This is a genomic window from Vibrio methylphosphonaticus, assembly GCF_023634655.1.
Classification (GTDB): Bacteria; Pseudomonadota; Gammaproteobacteria; order Enterobacterales; family Vibrionaceae; genus Vibrio; species Vibrio methylphosphonaticus.
The window spans coordinates 61,717-78,038 of the sequence record NZ_JAMKMS010000001.1; the positions used below are offsets into that span (position 1 = coordinate 61,717).

Annotated in this window: 14 protein-coding genes; 6 read left to right on the forward strand and 8 right to left on the reverse strand. The window is 45.7% G+C overall.

Translation table 11 applies throughout. The features are described 5' to 3' along the window. Nucleotide 1 precedes the first annotated feature (1 nt). Together M9196_RS00335 and M9196_RS00340 are read right to left on the reverse strand one after the other, a co-directional pair. Nucleotides 2-580, reverse strand: a complete 579-nt coding sequence (locus tag M9196_RS00335) for a sigma-70 family RNA polymerase sigma factor (RefSeq protein WP_250615542.1) — start codon at nucleotides 578-580, stop codon at nucleotides 2-4. 118 nt (nucleotides 581-698) lie between these two features. Then, nucleotides 699-1,298, reverse strand: coding sequence for an LON peptidase substrate-binding domain-containing protein (locus M9196_RS00340; RefSeq protein ID WP_250615543.1), 600 nt, complete (start codon nucleotides 1,296-1,298; stop codon nucleotides 699-701). Nucleotides 1,299-1,609: 311 nt separating this feature from the next. On the opposite strand from M9196_RS00340, the gene M9196_RS00345 reads away from it, so the two are divergent. The 4 genes from M9196_RS00345 to csdA all read left to right on the forward strand — a co-directional run bounded on the left by M9196_RS00345 (nucleotide 1,610) and on the right by csdA (nucleotide 5,207). After that, nucleotides 1,610-2,398, forward strand: coding sequence for an outer membrane protein OmpK (locus M9196_RS00345; RefSeq protein WP_250615544.1), 789 nt, complete (start codon nucleotides 1,610-1,612; stop codon nucleotides 2,396-2,398). 124 nt (nucleotides 2,399-2,522) lie between these two features. Beyond that, nucleotides 2,523-3,416 carry a 2-dehydropantoate 2-reductase gene (gene panE / locus M9196_RS00350; RefSeq protein WP_250615545.1) on the forward strand — a complete coding sequence of 298 codons (894 nt, stop codon included), beginning with the start codon at nucleotides 2,523-2,525 and terminating at the stop codon, nucleotides 3,414-3,416. Next, nucleotides 3,409-4,011, forward strand: coding sequence for a DJ-1 family glyoxalase III (locus tag M9196_RS00355; protein WP_250615546.1), 603 nt, complete (start codon nucleotides 3,409-3,411; stop codon nucleotides 4,009-4,011). The genes panE and M9196_RS00355 overlap by 8 nt, the downstream gene beginning before the upstream one ends. After that, complete coding sequence (gene csdA / locus M9196_RS00360) at nucleotides 4,008-5,207, forward strand: cysteine desulfurase CsdA (RefSeq protein ID WP_250615547.1); 1,200 nt, start codon at nucleotides 4,008-4,010, stop codon at nucleotides 5,205-5,207. Before M9196_RS00355 ends, csdA begins: the two co-directional genes overlap by 4 nt. 154 nt (nucleotides 5,208-5,361) lie before the next feature. Here the strand turns inward: csdA and M9196_RS00365 are convergent, their stop codons facing one another. The 4 genes from M9196_RS00365 to M9196_RS00380 all read right to left on the reverse strand — a co-directional run bounded on the left by M9196_RS00365 (nucleotide 5,362) and on the right by M9196_RS00380 (nucleotide 8,311). Then, a complete protein-coding gene (locus M9196_RS00365; protein ID WP_250615548.1) occupies nucleotides 5,362-5,787 on the reverse strand; it encodes a SufE family protein in 426 nt (141 codons plus the stop codon). A gap of 10 nt (nucleotides 5,788-5,797) precedes the next feature. Further along, nucleotides 5,798-6,607 carry a tRNA cyclic N6-threonylcarbamoyladenosine(37) synthase TcdA gene (tcdA, locus tag M9196_RS00370; protein ID WP_250615549.1) on the reverse strand — a complete coding sequence of 270 codons (810 nt, stop codon included), beginning with the start codon at nucleotides 6,605-6,607 and terminating at the stop codon, nucleotides 5,798-5,800. 92 nt (nucleotides 6,608-6,699) lie between these two features. Next, nucleotides 6,700-7,815, reverse strand: a complete 1,116-nt coding sequence (gene mltA / locus M9196_RS00375) for a murein transglycosylase A (RefSeq protein WP_250615550.1) — start codon at nucleotides 7,813-7,815, stop codon at nucleotides 6,700-6,702. 70 nt (nucleotides 7,816-7,885) lie between these two features. Continuing rightward, nucleotides 7,886-8,311 carry a DUF2850 domain-containing protein gene (locus tag M9196_RS00380; protein ID WP_250615551.1) on the reverse strand — a complete coding sequence of 142 codons (426 nt, stop codon included), beginning with the start codon at nucleotides 8,309-8,311 and terminating at the stop codon, nucleotides 7,886-7,888. A 207-nt stretch (nucleotides 8,312-8,518) separates the two neighbouring features. Here M9196_RS00380 and argA point away from each other — a divergent pair, with 207 nt between their 5' ends. Together argA and M9196_RS00390 are read left to right on the forward strand one after the other, a co-directional pair. Beyond that, nucleotides 8,519-9,856, forward strand: a complete 1,338-nt coding sequence (gene argA / locus M9196_RS00385; RefSeq protein ID WP_250615552.1) for an amino-acid N-acetyltransferase — start codon at nucleotides 8,519-8,521, stop codon at nucleotides 9,854-9,856. A 230-nt stretch (nucleotides 9,857-10,086) separates the two neighbouring features. Further along, the gene (locus tag M9196_RS00390; protein ID WP_250615553.1) at nucleotides 10,087-10,266 is read left to right on the forward strand and encodes a hypothetical protein; all 180 of its coding nucleotides are present in this window, start codon (nucleotides 10,087-10,089) and stop codon (nucleotides 10,264-10,266) included. Nucleotides 10,267-10,394: 128 nt separating this feature from the next. Here the strand turns inward: M9196_RS00390 and recD are convergent, their stop codons facing one another. Together recD and recB are read right to left on the reverse strand one after the other, a co-directional pair. Continuing rightward, entirely contained in the window at nucleotides 10,395-12,644 is a 2,250-nt protein-coding gene (gene recD / locus M9196_RS00395) for an exodeoxyribonuclease V subunit alpha (RefSeq protein ID WP_250615554.1), read from the reverse strand. Next, a complete protein-coding gene (gene recB / locus M9196_RS00400) occupies nucleotides 12,644-16,267 on the reverse strand; it encodes an exodeoxyribonuclease V subunit beta (protein ID WP_250615555.1) in 3,624 nt (1,207 codons plus the stop codon). The genes recD and recB overlap by 1 nt, the downstream gene beginning before the upstream one ends. Between the last annotated feature and the right edge of the window lie 55 nt (nucleotides 16,268-16,322).

Below are 16,322 nucleotides of genomic sequence, written 5' to 3' on the forward strand. Positions count from 1 at the left end.
ATTAATGCTCCTCCAAGGAGAGTCGTAATTTTTCCACTGCGAGTCGTAAACGAGACTTCACTGTGCCAAGGGGGATGTCGTACATGTCTGCCACTTCTTGGTGAGGTAGATCTTGCAAGTACACAGCCCTGACCACGTCCCTTTGTGGCTTTGGCAAATTATCAAGGAATTGAATAATCTGTTCCTTCAGCCTGTCTGTCTCGGGTGAGTAATGATCGACAAAATCAGGCGGACAATAATCTGTAGGCCAGATATCATCAGCCCTAACATGCATTTCTTTGCCTTTTTGCTTGCGCAGCATGTCAAAGCACAGGTTTCGAGTTATCGTATAAATCCACGTCGATACCGCGCTTTTTTGATCGTCAAACAAGTGCGCTTTCTGCCATACCGCCGCCATCGCTTCCTGGACGATTTCGATAGCGACCTGCTCATTGCTGATATACCTGAAAGCAAACTGCTTCAACCTTGGTGAGTAATAGTGAAACAGGACGGCGTAGGCGTGTTTATCTCGCGACTTAACCTTAGCCATACATTCGTTCCATTCTTGCTTGCTAAGTGTTTCTGATTCGTCTGCAATCATACACAAAATCCTAAGTTAGCTGCATTACGTCATTAGTACAGTGTACGCACGGTTTAGAAAATGGATCAAAATTAACACGATTTTTCGATTGTCATCACTCAACGAGTCTTTTGAAGTTTTAGCCATTGGGCTTGGGTTCAAGTAATCCGTGCTTCGTTATCGCTTTTTCTATGTAGCTCAGCATTGCTTCGCAGTTGGGCTGCGCCACTAATTGTTCAAATTCGTGGCAGGATACTGGCAATACTTCTAACCACCTTTGACTAACCCAAGTCGCGTCGTCATAGAAACAATGTAAATACAGCGACTCTAGGGTAGGAAACGCGTTGTAGACTTCTTGTAATCGTTCCCCTATAAACGCTTGATGTTTACTTAAGGTTAGAGGTTGCCATGACGGTAACCAATCGACATCAGCGACTCTCAAACCATCGTGCTCGCTAACCACGTTATTGATTAAAAAACGCTTGATACCCGACACGGTTATCCCCAACAGGCCGCCTTCCAAAACTTCAAAGTCAACGATACTAACGAATGTCCCTATCTGCGTCACATTGCTTGGTGCACTACCTGCGCTCTCGTCAATTAAACACATGCCAAAACCAGCGCTCTCTTTTAAACACTGAGTCACCATTCGCTTGTAGCGAGGTTCGAAGATTCGTAATTTCATTTTCCCTTCGGGTAACACAATGGACCCCAGAGGAAATAACATTATTTGAGACATTCAAGCTCCTTATCGATATGCACAACGTTTTTACGCAGCAATCAGGAAATTCGATCATCGCATAAAAGTTTGTTAGCAAACCTAGCAAGCTTGTTAATAAAACGATGCCCAACATTGGTTGATTTGTATGCGATTCATAAAAGTTCCCTTTAACCTTTAATAAGTGTGATGGCAGTCTCAATATTTAGCAACCGTTTGCGATGTTGCACATTTACTTTGAGACACAAATCGCTATCATGCGTCCCCATCGGATGAGTTCGCACGGAAAGCGACCAATTTTCAGTACAACTTTAAAAAGAGTAGTTCTCATTATGCGTAAATCACTTTTAGCTCTTGGCGTTGTTGCAGCAGCGGCTTCAGTTCCAGCTTCAGCAGAATATCTATACGGTTTCGGTGGTGTTTATCTTGATCACCAAAGCTGGGATCACGGTTTTAGCCCAGTCAATGACAATGTTGGCGACCAACGTAACCAGTTTGTTCTAGGTCTTGAAGGTGGTGCTGGATTTACTTGGGGTGAGATTTACGGTTTCTACGATCGTGAAAGTGTTGAGAAGAACTCATCAGAGCAAAAGAACTCAATGAAAGGTTCTGCGCACGTTTACCTAGGCGACTCTGGCGTATCTTTGTACGGTCAGTTCTATCACCACGATAACCCAGGACAAAGCGAAACTAACCGCGTGCTAGGTGTTGGCTATACAGCACTTCAAGGCGATAACTGGTTTTTCAAACCATGGGTGGGTGTTCATGACATCACATCATGGGATTCGTACTCTGCTCAAGATGGGTATGAGAACGTAAATGGTAACAACGGCTACATGGCTGGTTGGACAGCACGTTACGGCTTTAACGCTTTTGGCCAAAACTTCTCGTTCGTAAACTGGAACGAAATCGAATTTGATCGCAACGATGAGTACGCTCATAACCAAGGCGGAAAAACTGGCTTGAACGGCGCACTACTATTCAACTGGCACGCAACTGAAAACGTTACCGCTGCGATCCAGTACCGTTACTTCCAAAATAAACTCGGTGTTTGGGGCTCTTCAGGCAACCAACAGCACTACGGTGATGCAATCATCTACCGTATGCAATACAACTTCTAATTCCTATTCAATAGAAGAAGTTCGAAAAAATGGCGCATTCGCGCCATTTTTTATGCCTGTTACTTTCGAGTATTAGTGATAATTTTGCTATTCTTCGCCTATTACTCGTAACTCAATGCCTGCTGTGAACATAACTATACTTGGCCCCGGTGCCATCGGCTCTTTGTATGCGTACAAATTAAAGCAAGCCGGACACGATGTGTCTATTTGGGGAAGAAGCCCCAATAGTACCGTCGACATCCAATTGGACCACTTGCCACCACTGCCTTTTGCGAATCAAAATCTCGTTGTACTCAAACGCACCGACCTGTTAATCGTGACACTGAAAGCCTGGCAAGTTGAAGCAGCGTTATCACCGTTACTTCCGCTGTTACACCCCGACACCATGATTTTGTTTTTGCACAATGGTATGGGCAGTGTCGACAAACTGGCCAACGCACTGGCGAACTTCCCGGTACTCCTCGGTACTAGTACACACGGTGCACTCAGAGTCAACGCTTTGCATGTCAACCACACTGGTCTAGGGGAAACCCACATCGGAGCTTGGAATGACAAAGGGCAACAATGCCAGTTTTTATCTGACGTACTTCACCATGCTCTCTCGCCAGTAAAATGGCACACATCCATCCAACATGCACTGTGGACTAAACTGATCATAAATTGCGCAATAAACCCGCTAACCGCACTGGAGAATTGCAGCAATGGGCAACTGTCCGAACCGCGCTACCGACATCAGATTGAACAAATAATCGATGAAGCGCAGTCTTGTGCAGAAAAGGTGGACGTGACTTTAGATAAGGCTTCTCTCAAAGAAACGGTCTTCAACGTCATCACTAAGACGGCTAAGAACTACTCGTCCATGCAACAAGATATCAGCCAGCAACGCACCAGTGAAATTGAGTTCATTACTGGTTATGTCGTTAGCATTGCGGAAAGATATCAACTTGATATTCCGGAAAATAATGCCCTTTTTAAACAAATAAAATGCATTGAAGCCAGTTGGAGCAAACATGACTAAACGAATATTGGTGCCGATTGCGCCTGGCACTGAAGAAATGGAAGCCATCACCATCATAGACACCATGATCAGAGCCGGCTTTCAAGTTACAACGGCAAGCGCCGCTTTCGATGGTAGCTTAACAATGAAAGGCTCACGAGGCATTACGTTAACCGCCGACTGCAAATTAGTCGACGTGGCTGATGATGAATTTGACGTCATCGCTCTACCGGGCGGCGTTGGCGGTGCTGAGGTATTCAGAGACAGTGTGGTATTGGTTGAAATGGTGCGCCAGCATAAATATGAAGGCAAATTACTCGGTGCGATCTGCGCCGCACCCGCCTTGGTGCTCGTTCACCACGACCTATACCCGGATGCGCTCATGACATGCCACCCTAGCTTTCAATCACATATCGCTGATGCGTGCTGGCGGCCTAAACGCGTCACGTTAGATGTCAATCACAACCTGATGACGAGTCAAGGACCCGGTACCGCACTTGAGTTTTCGATCGAACTCATTATTGCCCTATGTGGTAAAGAAAAAGCCTGGCAAGTGGCGGAGCCTATGGTCACGAATCCAACCTTGCACTATCACGAAATGGGGAAAAGAACATGACCGCTCTCCAAGCTATCCGTGAACAATTTCCGGCCTTATCTCAAGATATTGTCTACCTCGATAGCGCCGCGACCACTCAAAAGCCGCAAGTCGTCATCGATTGTCTAACTGACTACTACAAAAATCAAAATGCTAACGTGCATCGAGGTAGCCACTCACTCACCGCTCAAGCAACAAGCCGTTTTGAAGGTGCTCGCGACACCGTTGCACGCTTTATCAATGCTTCCTCAAGCAAAGAGATCATTTGGACGAGGGGCGCAACGGAAGCACTTAACCTCATTGCTCAGACCTATGCACGCAGTCGCCTTCAGCCCGGAGATGAGATTCTAATCTCTGAAATGGAACATCATGCCAACATCGTACCTTGGCAGATTGTGGCCGAACAAACAGGGGCATCAATCGTCAAAATTCCGATGACACCGGACTGTCAAATTGATGCTAAACAAGCCGCAGGTTTAATCAACGAACGCACCAAGATTGTTGCCATTGCTCAAGTCACCAATGTCACCGGCAGTCGCCTACCTATTGAGGCGATCATTGCTACAACGCGTGAAAAGAGTCGCGCTGTCGTCGTCATTGATGGCGCACAAGGCATTGTACATGAGCATACTGACGTCCAAGCACTCGATGTCGATTTCTATGTTTTTTCGGGTCATAAGCTGTATGCACCTGCAGGAATTGGTGTGCTGTATGGCAAACAAGCCCTGCTTGAATCCATGCCACCATGGCATGGCGGTGGGAAGATGGTCGAACACGTTAGTTTTACGCAAACCACCTTCTCGGCGCTACCGGGAAAATTTGAAGCGGGCACCCCGAATGTCGCTGGCGCATTAGCCCTAGCCTGCGCGATTCAATGGCGAGAGCAGTATGATTTATCTGAACTAGAGCAGCATGTCGCCGCACTTCAACAAAGAGCATTCGATGCACTTAGCGCGATGGATGATATTACGGTGATCGGTTATCAACCCGGTTCCAGCGTGATTACCTTCATCATGCAAGGCGTTCATCACCAAGACATCGCCACCTTGCTAGATCAGCAACACATTGCCGTTCGCTCAGGGCACCACTGCGCGCACCCACTGATGGACGCACTTGGTGTCAAAGGCACGGTGAGAGCTTCCTTTGCTATTTACAACACACTACAAGAGGTCGATCGTTTCATCGAGGCACTTGAGAAAAGCGTCGATATCCTTTGATGATATTGCAGTTAAATAGGCAAGAGAGATCGACAAGATAAAAAAACGCCATTCAACGAAAGTTTGAATGGCGTTTTTATTGAATACGAGATCTTACTGGAAGTCGGTGTCACACCTTACTTCCAATAATTTGCTTATTTGCTTATTTGCTTATTTACTGAATTACTGTCGCTTTAACCGTCTCTACGATGGCTTTCAAACCATTGCCGCGAGAAGGGCTAAGATGATTGACTAAGTTTAGCTGGTCAAAGTAACCATCAATATCAAAAGCCAAAATTTGCTGAGCCGTTTTATTATGGTAAGCCGCCAAAACAATGGCGATTAAACCACGAACGATTCGCGCGTCGGAATCTGCATCAATGTGCCAAACTCCCGCCTCTTCAGTCATGTGTAGCCAGACCGAACTTTCACAGCCCGAGACCAAGACCTGATCTTTCTTTGCTTCTGCATCCAACACAGGGAGTAATTTCCCCCACTTAACCACTTGGCGATAGCGCGCTTCCCAACCATGAAGACCAGTCATCGTACTCACAATATCGCTTGCGGTAATTTCCGTACCAAAAGGTTGGTTATCTGTCATGACGGCCTCTTTATCCTCTATATTTCTGAATCAATCTGTCGACAATTCTAGACACTGCCACAAAACCAAAGCTTGCTGTCACCACGGTTGCCGCACCAAATCCGCTGGCGCAGTCCATTCGCTTTGGACCTTCCGCTGTTGACTTAACCCCACAAACCGAGCCATCAGCTTGCGGGTATTTCAATTGTTCAGTCGAAAACACACAGTCTATACCGAACTTCCTAGCTGGGTTTTTGGGGAAATTATGATGACGGCGCAATGTATCTTTGAGCTTCTTCGCCAAGGGATCTTGAATCGTTTTAGTTAGATCGGCGATTTGGATTTGGGTCGGATCAACCTGACCGCCAGCGCCACCCGTCGTAATCACCTTAATCTTATTGCTGCGACAATACGCCAGCAACGCTGCTTTAGGCTTCATGCTATCAATCGCATCGAGAACATAATCAAACTCTTTGCTGATGTATTCCGCGATATTTTCTGGCTCGATAAAATCATCGATAAGATTGATCTTACACTCTGGATTTATCAGCTTTACACGCTCAGCCATCACTTCAATTTTACTCTGACCAACCGTGCCTGTCATCGCATGAATTTGACGGTTAATGTTCGTCACACACACGTCGTCCATATCGATGAGGGTTAATTCACCAACTCCAGTACGCGCCAGTGCTTCTACTGCCCACGAGCCAACACCACCAATACCCACTACACACACATGCGCGGCACGAAGTATTTCAACTTCACTTTGCCCATACAGACGTCGCGTACCACCGAATCGTTGATTATAATTGTCGGAGGCTGGTTGGTTTAGTTCTCGCATAACACTACCTAGCTAATGATGAGTAAAAAAGAAAGAGTGCGATTTATACGCACTCTTTCTATAAAGGTCAACTGCTGCTCTTTTTCAAACAATTATTTCTTTTTATCGACGCTTTTTTCCGGGGAGAGTGCCCAAGGATTTTGCGAAGGAGAGTTCTCTAGACCCAACTTCCAAACCCGACCAAAGTGCTTATAGTGCCCCGCTTGGGTACCCGCAAAATCGCCTAGCCCGTGGTACAGGTCAAAGTGATTCCCTTTCACCGCACCACCCGTATCTAATACGATCAATAGTCGCAGTTCATGTGCACCGCTCCACGTACCATCAGCGTTAAGTAATGGGACCTCGGCTAGAATAGGGGTTCCCATTGGAAAAGTGCTACGATCGCCAGCAACGGCTGCCATTGCCTGAAGTGGGATACCAGCGCTACCCGTCACGGGCGCCGCCTTTTGCGGAGCAAAAAAGACGAAGGAGGTATTTTCTTCAAGTAAAGCTTGAACCGTTTTCTCGTCTTGCGTCATTACCCAGTCTTTAATGGCTTTTAGCGACATCTTTTCTTTCGGCACTTCATCGCGATCGATTAAAACGCGACCAATGCTCACATAAGCGCGATTATTTTTTCCTGCGTAAGCAAAGTATTCTAAGGTGTCGTCATCACCAAAGTGGACAAAGCCACTGCCTTGGACTTCCATGATGAATGGATCAATTAAGTTATCCGCATAGCCAAGCTCTAGGCCCTGACCATTCAAAGCTCCCCCATAGATTTCAGCACGCGTTGGGCAGTCTTGCTGACAATCGGGAAGACCATAAACCGGGTATTTAAACTTCTCATCAGGACGATGGCGCAGTTCCATAACCGGTGAGAAATAGCCAGTAAACAAAACGTTACCTTTTTTATCCCCACCACCGAGTTGCGCAGCTTGAACACCATACTCACTGAGCTGTTTAGGGTCACCGCTCTTTATCGCCCACTCTTGTAGCTGTTCATATAGCGGTTGATACGTTTTCGCCATCGATGGCGAGTTCTTAGTGACTTCAGCCGCTTGCTTTTCAAAACTATTGAAATTTCTTGGCTGATTGGACTCAATCACTTCTGTCTTGTTCAAAAATGATGGGAACTCTTGGTCATGATACTGTTGTGCGCGATCCGTTTGTTGAGCACAACCAAAAACCAGTAAAACTGAAGCCAATGGTAAAATACGTTTTATCAAGATTGTTATCCCTTATTTATGTTGCATTCAGGATGGCAAACTCTTTAAAAAATCGCAATAAAACGTAGGGTTATCGAAGGCTTTTTTTGTGTTTTCCTGACAATTCAAACACGGGATGGTAATGCGTGGGTGATAATTGCTGCAATTGGGTTTTGTTTTTATTGAGCACTTGATACTGATAGCGAACATCACCGGAATAAAAGGTTATCAAATCCCCTTTTAAATCAAAGTTGGTCGCCACTATTCTGTGGTTTATCATCACACCATTTTCACCAAGTTCGAACCAATCTTTCACGTAAGAAGCGGCATTTTTTTCCACCCACATCCCATAAACCGACGATTTTGGGTTGCTATGGCTCTGGTAACGCTGAATCAAATCCTGATAAAGATTCATCACCGCAACCGTGCCAATAATCGCCAATAGAATCAGAACTCGTTCAAACCACCTACTGCTTTTTTTAGGTGACGTAGAGCTCACCACTTGAGACGTTTTCATCGAAATAAATCTAAGCCTCCATGAGCAATCCGATTACCTTGCATTATGCACCTCTGTTCCAATAACTGCGACGACAACTTAGTACGACCATATTTTTCACTGCGTTGATTTGGCTATCCTTTAAATTTCACTTGCACACAGATGAATAAAAAGTCATTATTTCCACATAAATAACAAAACTTCAGCTGTCAGTAGAAGGTTACCATCGTGAAAATCCGTAGCACCGCCTTAGTAAAAGGATTTAGGCAGTCCACTCCATACGTTAATGCCCATCGCAACAAGACCATGGTGATTACGCTCGGTGGCGAGGCCTTTTCTGACAAAAACTTCAACAATATCATCAGTGACATTGCCTTGCTGCATAGTCTCGGCGTCAAGCTCATTCTTGTTCACGGCGCTCGCCCACAAATCAATGATCTACTCGAGCGAAATGACTGCCACTCTCCCTATCACAAAGGCACACGCGTTACCGATGAACGCGGTCTTGGCTACGTCATGCAAGCAACAGGCCGCCTGCAGCTCGATATTACCGCACGTCTGTCCATGAGCCTAAACAATACGCCCATGGCTGGAACGCAACTCAATGTTGTGAGTGGTAATTTTGTGATCGCTCAGCCGTTAGGTGTCGATGACGGCATCGATTTTTGTCACAGTGGTAAAGTTCGCCGTATTGATGTCGATGGTATTAATCGCGTACTCAATCAAGGCTCTATTGTGCTACTTGGCCCTGTCGCGGGTTCGGTAACGGGTGAAACATTCAACTTGCTCTCAGAAGAAGTGGCGACCAAAGTCGCGATAAAATTAAATGCTGATAAGTTAATTGGCTTTTGTTCTGAGCAAGGCGTACTGGATAGCAATGGCAATGCATTGGCTGAGCTCTTTCCATCGGAAGTCAACCGCATCATCACAGATCTCGAGGTAAACGAAGCACGCAACCCAGAAAGCAGCAGTGGTACTTTACGCTTCTTACGAGCCTCGAAAGCGGCGTGTCATGCCGGTGTGCCACGTTGCCATCTCATTAGCTATAAAATCGACGGCGCCCTAATTCAGGAGCTTTTTTCGCTCGATGGTATTGGTACCCAAATCGTTAAAGCGAGTGCAGAACAAGTTCGGCAAGCTGAAATTGATGATATTGGTGGCATCTTCGATCTCATACGACCTTTAGAGGAAGAAGGGGTGTTGGTTAGACGCTCAAGAGAGCAACTTGAGCAAGAGATCCACCAATTCACCATTATCGAAAAAGATGGACTCATTATCGGCTGCGCCGCTCTGTACACTTATAATGAAGATAAAATGGCGGAGATGGCGTGCGTCGCAATTCATCCCGACTATCGTGACGGTAATCGCGGCTTGTTATTGCTAAACCACATGAGGCAGCAATCTAAGTCCAAAGGCATTGAGCAAATTTTTGTCCTCACCACACATAGTTTGCATTGGTTTCGTGAGCAAGGCTTCCATGAAATAGGCGTGGAGTCACTGCCGATGTCCAAACAAGATTTTTATAATTTTCAACGTAAATCAAAGATTTTAGCTTTACCGATCTAAATCGTTATTGCCATTTAAACGCCTAATAACGATACGCTCAAGAGCGAATATAAATCGTTAAATGATATATAAAACCGATTGCCCTTAATTAATTGCATAAATTATTTTACATCGCTCTCGTTAGTGACTAAAATTCGATCAAATTACAGGATTTATTGTGATGTAAGTCCCAATTATTGGGAATGCAGGGATAGCTACGTGTGCCACTACTGCCATTGAGAGCAATATCTATGCGTACTGTTATTTGTAATTCTATTCAAAGCTTTTGGGATATGGCTGAAAACCATCTACTCGAAGGTCTACATGTTCACTGTGTATTTCCCGCGACTGATAAGGTTCAGTCGTTAATCGGGCTTTATCAGGAGCAATATAAGATCAATAAAATCACTTTTTCGGAAGTGTTTAATTGACCTTATTCGGTTGATAAAAGAACTCACTACCACGGATGGTAGTGTCATCTACCTATTTACCCATTTACCCATTTAACCATTTAACCATTTAACCATTGTAATTCTTTCCCACTCCAATACATTCTCTACTACGATTTCAAACGACTTGCCAGACCGCTATGCCTTATTGTTTGGCAACGAATAGCTTTCAGTATCACTTGAGGCTCAGCGATTAGCGTCAACGTTTTCTTTGCTCGTGTAATACCCGTGTAGATCAACTCTTTCGTTAGTAGAGGCGAAAAGTCGGCTGGCAGAATCATAAACGTATGCGTGAACTCACTACCTTGTGATTTATGAATCGTCATGGCATAAGCGGTCTCATGCTCGGGAACACGACTCGGTAATACCGATTTTATCGACCCATCTGGAAGTTCAAAAAACACCTTTAGCTTCGCAACGTCTCCAGTGTAATCCGTCATACACAAACCGATATCACCGTTATAAAGCCCTAAGTTGTGATCGTTTCTCGTCACCATAACAGGACGCCCCGCATACCATTGTGCTTCACCATTGCTAATGATGTCGCGCTGCTTTAGTCGTTGTTCTATTCGCTGATTAAGTCCCACAACCCCAAAGTCGCCTTCGCGAACCGCGCACAGTAACCGATGACCAGAAAAGCTCTCCAACGCTGATTTTGCCGTTGATCGCTGCCAAATAGCTAACCTATCTGCGCTCTGAAGTGCTTCTCCATCGGGTCTTATGGCAACAATCTGTAAATAAGGCTGATAAGCTTTTAGCATACTTTGTAGCAGGTTCTGATAAGCATCTGCGGTTAAATGATGCCAGACAATATCAGTAAAACCTTTATCCCACACCCGCCCAAAGCCACGTGTGTCACTGGCATTAATCGTCTTTGCCAATTGCCCTATTCCTGACCGAGCATCAAAACGATAGCTTTTTTGTAGTACGCATAAGCCATCTGCCACAGCGCTTCGTTGTATGGCTGCCTGGCTAGGAGCATTGCGCTGAGCACTGCTATGGCGACAATCAAACTGCGTTAATTGCTTAATGGTGTCATTTTGTCCTTGGCTATAGCCCTGACTGGCAAACTCACAAATATCAGACAACACGGCCCCCGCTTCAACCGATGCCAATTGGTCTTTATCACCGAGCAAAATAAGCCGAGCATGTGCAGGTAGTGCGTCGAGCAAACGGTGCATCATAGGTAAATCCACCATAGAGGCTTCATCAAGTACCAATACATCCAAATGAAGTGGGTTTTCACGATGGTGGCGGAACTCAACACGGTTGGGGATTGCCCCTAACAAACGGTGAATCGTACTGGACTCTGTTGGAATTTTTGCGAGTATTTCTGGCTCGATAGCTAAGCTGCTTAACGCTTTACCTATCGATTCTGTTAATCTTGCCGCCGCTTTTCCTGTCGGCGCCACCAGCTTTATAATTGGGCTTTGTTGGGTCAGCCCTGCCTGATGAACCAACGCGGCTAGTAATTTCGTTACCGTGGTCGTTTTACCTGTACCGGGTCCACCAGAAATCACCGAAAATCGACGAGTCAACGCGACCGCTGCTGCCACCTTTTGCCAGTTAAGACAGCAAGATAACGGGATTAGGTTATCCAATATATTAAGATCGCCTGATTGCTTTGCGTGCATTAATTTCTGGTCAACGTCCCCCCAATTGATGAGCTCCGGGGTAACCACATCAAGAAAATCGCACACCAGCTGCTGGCGAAGCACTTGGGTATTTTTTTCACCAGGCAATTGCTGTAATGCGGAGAATAAGTAGTGATATTCACAAGCAAACAACTGATCAAGCAAATTAGCCAGTTGTGCTGGGCTTTCTATACTGATGGCACTTGCCATCGCATTCATCCGATCAGCGATAGTTTGTTCGTATCGATAATAGCGATGCAAATACAAGCGACCATGTTGCCAAACAAGAGGGGTCGGTGACATGTCGTTGTGAAGCGTACCCAACGACGTCGTGATACTCTTTGCGTCATTCAATACTCGCAGCCAATCAACCTGGTTAATTAAACCATCAATTTGCTGCGCAACCTCGCCATAAATGCCAAGCAAACTGGCGCTTGGCAGTGACCCGGATGTCAAAGGTAGTGTTGAACTCTCCAGTGACGCATTCCTATCAGATGTATTGATATCAGATGTATTGATATCAGATGTTATCGGAGCAAGATTTACGCAAATATGTCCTTGTCCTAAATTGGCACTTGTCAGTGCAGCAAGCCACATCACTTCAGCTCGAAGCTCAGACTCTAAAGACGAGACAAACTTAGCAAACTGTATATCGAGTGGTCGTAGTACCTTTTTCTCTGCAAGAAACGCCACGACTTCAGGTAAGGATTGAAACAGCTGTGACATTATTGAGTCTTCCCTTGTTGCTCATTAAAGCGATCATGATGAATGGTCTCGCCAGATATCAGCGCATCGAGATCTTCTATCAATGTCTGTTCAGGTTTACTGTAAAAAATTCCAGACGTCGACCCAGGTTCAATACCACGCAAAAATAGATAATACACGCCACCAAAGTGCGTCTCATAGTTGTAGTCTTTTATTCGTGTTTTGAGAAAGCGATGCAACGCCAACGCATACAGTTGGTATTGCAAATCATAACGATGATCGATCATCGCATGTTTAAGCTGTGCCTGTTGGTAATACTCAGGACTGTCACCAAGATAATTGGATTTCCAGTCAAGCACGTAGTACTTACCATTATGTTCAAACACGAGGTCAATGAAGCCCTTTAACATGCCGCTTACGGTATAAAAACCCAGGTCTTTCGCCTGTGCCGACAACTCATCGTGACGCTGAATCACCCTGTTGAGTGACATTGCATCAAGCACCTCGATGGGTAATAAGAACTCCATTTCGACCAACTTCTGTGACGTCCCTTTTTCTCGCAATCGCAACGAATCACCATCCAGCGGAGTGTCGAGCACACGATCAACAAGATTGTGAACAACGGGCAGCCACTGAGGATCGTATTGCTCCTTTTCCAAAAGCTGAGCAATCACATCCCGATTCAACTCGGACTCTGCAGGCTCAGTAAACGTCACGTCTTCAAATACGGTATGAAGAAACGTACCCGGCCGCGCCCCTTTCGGAAAATGATAAATACTTTTTTCTGGCTCCATCAGCGATAGCGTCTCCGCCTCTTGCGAGGAATCAATATCAATGCCGGCCGCTTCAATAAATACTTCTCGGTCTGAATGGTGATGGCCTTGTTTCACCAAATTGGAGTAACTGGTCATTCGCCAATGGCGGTCGATGTCTGTTACTAAGGTTTTCACACTAAGATCAGGTAACATCACTTCGCTTGGTCGATATAGCTCATCATCAACTTCCGGTGGAGACATCACTCTGATCGCCGTTTGCTGCTTGGCTAATTGCGCCAGTGCCGAACCCAGGTCATTCACTCCTAGCTCTTTAGCTTGCTGAACTAAGTAGCCAATAGCGCTGTGATGTACGCCTGTCGGCTCTTTCGTTGAACGGCCATTTCGAAGCGGAGCAATACCAATAAAACAACCATAAACCGCGCGCGTCAATGCCACATAAATAAGACGTAGGTCCTCTGCTAAGCGTTCTTTATCTGCTTGGGCTAATGCCGACTTTGACTGAGCAAGATCAATCACAGGGGATTGCAATGCCTCATCATAATACTTCGCTTCTGACGCTTCTCTATAGCTGGTTACAAAAGGCAGATAGACTAAATCATACTCCAAACCTTTTGACTTATGGATGGTGATAATTTGCACCAAATTTCTTTCTGACTCTAAACGTTGAATGTGTTCATCGCTGCCACCTAGCCCTTGCGCAGCGTCTTCAATCGATTGACCTAACCAACGCAGCAATGCACTATCACTTTCTAAATCTTGCCTTTCATTCTGCAATAACTCTCCAAGGTGAAGGTAGTCGGTCAATAAACGTTCTCCCCCCGCTTGAGTCAGCAGTCGACTGGCAATCTCACGTTTAAATAACACCGCTCGCAACATAGGAAGTACACCACGGGTTTGCCACAAATGACGATACTCTTGAAACTCTGCCGTCACTTTTTCCCACACGGTTTCTTCATTGTTCAGGTCATCTAAATAGGTAGCGGATAAAGCAAAGAGCTCACTGGCTAACGCCGCTTTTAGGGCTCGCTCATCCCCTAAAGACCACACAGCTTGCAGTAGCCGTAACATATCAATAGCAACACCACTGGCAAACACACTGTCACGGTTAGACAAGTAAACACTGGCAATGCCACGCTCCGCTAAGGCTTGCTTAATTAACTGACCTTCACTGCCCGTTCTTACTAGCACAGCAATATTGCCCGCTTCTATCGGTGTCTGCTTTTCACCGTTGACTAAAATGGACTCATGAGTTTGCGCGCCAGTGAGCACCGTTTTGATATGTTGCGCAGTCGATGCGGCCATCGCCGTCACATACTCACCTTTAGGCAACGGTTTTTCTGATTCTTGTAACCAAAACTCGACTGCGGGTTGTTTTTCACCATTGAGACACCAATGACGCAAATGCGCCTTCGGGTTAGCTTGGACAGCAAAAAACGGAATATCATCATCATAAACAAACGGAGAGATCGCCTGCTTAAATAAGCTATTAACCCCTTGAACCATACTTTCACTGGAACGCCAGTTGGTGCCCAATGTGTAATGGTCGGTCACTTGGTTTCTTGCTTTGATATAAGTAAAAATATCTGCACCACGGAAACCGTAAATGGCCTGTTTAGGATCGCCAATCATGAACCAGCCACATTGGGCATGCTGCAAATAGACTCGGCTAAAAATATGATACTGAAGCGGGTCGGTATCTTGAAATTCATCAATCATCGCCACGGGAAACTGCTGACGTATTTTTTCCGCCAACCCATCACCGGACTCAAATTCCAATGCGGCGGACAGGTGCGTCAACAAATCATCAAATGACAACCATTGTTTACTCTCTTTCGCGTCAATGAGGCGCTGTCGACAACGCTTGATAGCCAGAGCAAGCAAGGGGGTCTTTAGCTCAGGAGGCGAGGCAAGGAGTGTTTCGATGGCTTGGAAAACCTCATGAACCGGAGGCTCGCCCTTTGGGGTTTTTTCATTCAATACCGTTTGCGAGAACTTCTCTAGAGAATCCGGAAAATAATAATCTTTGGTCTCTGATTTAGACCACTCTGTAATTGCCGATACCCATGTTGGCAGTGATTTTTTGGTGTAACTACGTTTGTTGACGTCTGATGCACTAATACACGGCACAATATCCTCGGAGACCGCAAGCCATTGTGATTTAAGCGCTTGGATTGCAGCTAGGTTTTGTAGATGCAACGCATTAAGGTCGGTGGCACTCGCATGGCGAGTAAATGACACATTCGGTCCGGTCATATAGCGTGAAATATCACGAAGCAATGCACTAGGCGTCGACCATAACTTACGAACCTCATTGGCTAGCTCTAACCCTAATGGATAAAATTGACTGCGCCAGAAGTCCGCGACAACTTGTGCTTTTAGGCGACTTTCATCGGTAATGAATTCGTTATTAAAGCGCGAACCCGACTCAAAAGCATTTTGCGTCAGCATACGCTGACAAAAGCCATGAATGGTATACACCGCCGCTTCATCCATCTGTCTTTCGGCTTGCAGTAAGGTAGAGACCGCAAAACGATGATCATCAACATCCACCAACAATGGCGCAATCACAGGGTCATCACTACTGCCACGAGCAAAGGCAATTCTTGCTTGGTGAATTCGGGCGCGTATCCGGTCGCGTAATTCTGCTGTCGCCGCTTCGGTAAAGGTCACTACCAGTATTTGATCAACCGTCAACGGATGCTGATGACGAGAGCTTTCATCTCCATGCCCAAGTAACAAACGCAAATAGAGACCTGCTATCGTAAAGGTCTTTCCTGTACCCGCTGAGGCTTCGATAAGCCTAGCTCCGTACAGGGGAAAGCTCATGGTATCGAGAGCAATTGGCGTCTGAATATTCTTGTCTGGCATGGCGTATAAACTCAACTTTGTGACGTAGCACTTAAATTTTAATTAAAACAACAAA